General features: G+C 42.7%; 2 protein-coding genes and 2 pseudogenes. 1 reads left to right on the top strand and 3 read right to left on the bottom strand.

Annotation, left to right across the window (positions count from 1 at the left end; translation table 11 throughout):
- Positions 1 to 300, top strand: a pseudogene (gene galR / locus GMD6S_RS11190) (DNA-binding transcriptional regulator GalR); the annotation flags it as partial.
- Positions 301 to 367: 67 nt separating this feature from the next.
- Here galR and GMD6S_RS11185 read toward each other — a convergent pair.
- The 3 genes and pseudogenes from GMD6S_RS11185 to GMD6S_RS13045 form a co-directional block, all read right to left on the bottom strand.
- A complete protein-coding gene (locus GMD6S_RS11185; RefSeq protein WP_000833743.1) occupies positions 368 to 1,405 on the bottom strand; it encodes a zinc-binding dehydrogenase in 1,038 nt (345 codons plus the stop codon).
- Positions 1,406 to 1,759, bottom strand: a complete 354-nt coding sequence (gene nmlR / locus GMD6S_RS11180; protein ID WP_001022627.1) for a stress response transcriptional regulator NmlR — start codon at positions 1,757 to 1,759, stop codon at positions 1,406 to 1,408. It lies immediately after the preceding gene.
- 244 nt (positions 1,760 to 2,003) lie between these two features.
- Positions 2,004 to 2,141 (bottom strand): annotated as a pseudogene (locus GMD6S_RS13045) (cation transporter); the annotation flags it as partial.

Genomic DNA, 2,141 nt, shown 5'->3' with positions numbered 1-2,141 from the left:
CTAGGAGAACAACTCCCACCAGCCTTTTTCGCTGCTAGCGATAGTTTAGCCATCGGCGCCCTCCGTGCCCTTCAAGAAGCTGGAATTAGCCTACCAGACCGCGTCAGTCTCATTTCTTTTAACGACACTAGCCTGACCAAGCAGGTCTATCCTCCCCTCTCCAGTATCACTGTCTATACCGAGGAAATGGGCCGAGCAGGTATGGATATTCTTAATAAGGAAGTTCTCCATGGTCGGAAAATTCCTAGCCTGACTATGCTGGGAACCAGACTGACTTTGAGAGAAAGTACGCTGCCATAACTCAACAAATATACCAACGCAAAAAATCCTAATAGAGAGTCTCAATTCTCCATTAGGATTTTCATTGTTAATCCATCACAATCATAGACTTAATGGTCTTGCGTTCATCCATATCTTTATAAGCCTGGTCGATATCTTCCAGTTTATAACTTGAAGTAAAGACGCGACCTGGATTGATGTCTCCATCAAGAACCGCTTTTAACAAAACTTGTTTGTCATAAGTAGTAACTGAGGCTGCTCCACCTGCCACTGAAATATTTTGGGCAAATGTAGAACCGAGCGCACAGTTATTGTAATGAGGAACACCAACGAATCCTAAACGTCCACCATTGTGAAGAACCCCAAGGGCTTGATCTACGGCTGCTTCAGTCCCAACACATTCAAGGGCTGCATCTGCTCCACCACCAAGGATTTCACGGACTTTGGCAATTCCCTCTTCGCCACGTTCAGCCACAACAGCTGTCGCACCTGATTCCAAGGCCATCTTTTGGCGATCTTCATGACGACTCATAAGGACAATCTGCGACGCTCCACGCATCTTAGCTGAAATAACAGCACATTGGCCAACAGCCCCATCCCCGATAACGACAACCTTATCCCCTTTTTGAACATTAGCAACACGCGCTGCATGGTAACCGGTCGGCATGACATCAGCCAGTGTCAAAAGTGACTTGAGCATACCTTCTGTGTAGTCAGAAGGTTGTCCAGGGATTTTAACCAGCGCCCAGTTTGCATAGTGAAAACGAATATATTCCGCCTGAAAATCGCCTCCCAAGTTATTACCAACATGATTGTCGCAAGAACCGTCAAAGCCAGCAAGACAGGCATCACACTCCCCACAGCCATGGGTAAAAGGGACAATGACAAAATCACCTGGTTTCACCGTCATAATGGCTTCCCCAGTTTCTTCGACAATCCCAATCGCTTCGTGTCCACTATTTTTGTGTCCAGCTTTCGTTTCTGGATTACGGTACCTCCATAAATCTGAACCACAAACGCACGCACGAACTACACGAATAATCACATCATCCGCTTCTATTATTTGCGGACGTTCAATACTAGCAAGACCAACCTGACCTGCCTTTGTATATACTGCTGATTTCATTTAAAATTTTCCTTCCTTGTAAAGTTTAATTTTGTGATTTAAGCGATTTAAAGCCGTCTGTAAATGAGACAAGCGCTTCTCTAATTTTTTCTTTTCGTCTTCTAAAATACCAAGCCTTTCCTCTCTCGTTTCATCCCCCTTTTGGTAAAGCGACATATAGTCAACTAAACTGTCTACAGAGACACCCGCCGAACGAAAACACTTAATAAATTCCAGAGCTTCTATATCCTGATCTTGAAAGTCACGAATTCCAGTCGCGGTTCGAGTAATCGGTGGCACAAGACCAACTCGCTCATAATACCGAATCGTATCCGCTGAAATTCCCAATAAGTCGCTGGCAGATTTAATATTCATATACTAGCCTCCTTTCATTTCCTTCACTGAATTTAAGCAACTATAACTCATTCATCTTATTATACAACTTTGAGTTGACTCCAAGTCAAACATTTTGCATCTAATAGAAAAATTTTTTTAATTACCAAACAACTAAGTAAAGTTTATACAGAGCCTTATAGGATCAAACTTTTAAGATATTTAAACAGGAAAGAAAATACTCTATTTCAAATAACATAGGGGCTTAATCATTCTTTACTTTTTACTAATGATGCCCCTGCTTCTGCTCTAACTCTCTCACCCTCCGCCTATGTTGCGCATGATTGCTTTGACTGATATCTACTTCAATAGTGATATTCTGCACGCCTCTTTCTTCTAAACATTGACGCACCACTTCTTTGGT

The sequence above is a fragment of the Streptococcus sp. GMD6S genome, assembly GCF_000297015.1.
Note: the sequence above shows the minus strand (reverse complement) of the source record. Positions and strands in the feature narration are given on the sequence as shown.

What these genes read in the sequence shown, in the direction of transcription:
- nmlR (WP_001022627.1), bottom strand. Translation starts at nt 1,759, where the DNA reads ATGAATATTAAATCTGCCAGCGACTTATTGGGAATTTCAGCGGATACG.
- GMD6S_RS11185 (WP_000833743.1), bottom strand. Translation starts at nt 1,405, where the DNA reads ATGAAATCAGCAGTATATACAAAGGCAGGTCAGGTTGGTCTTGCTAGT.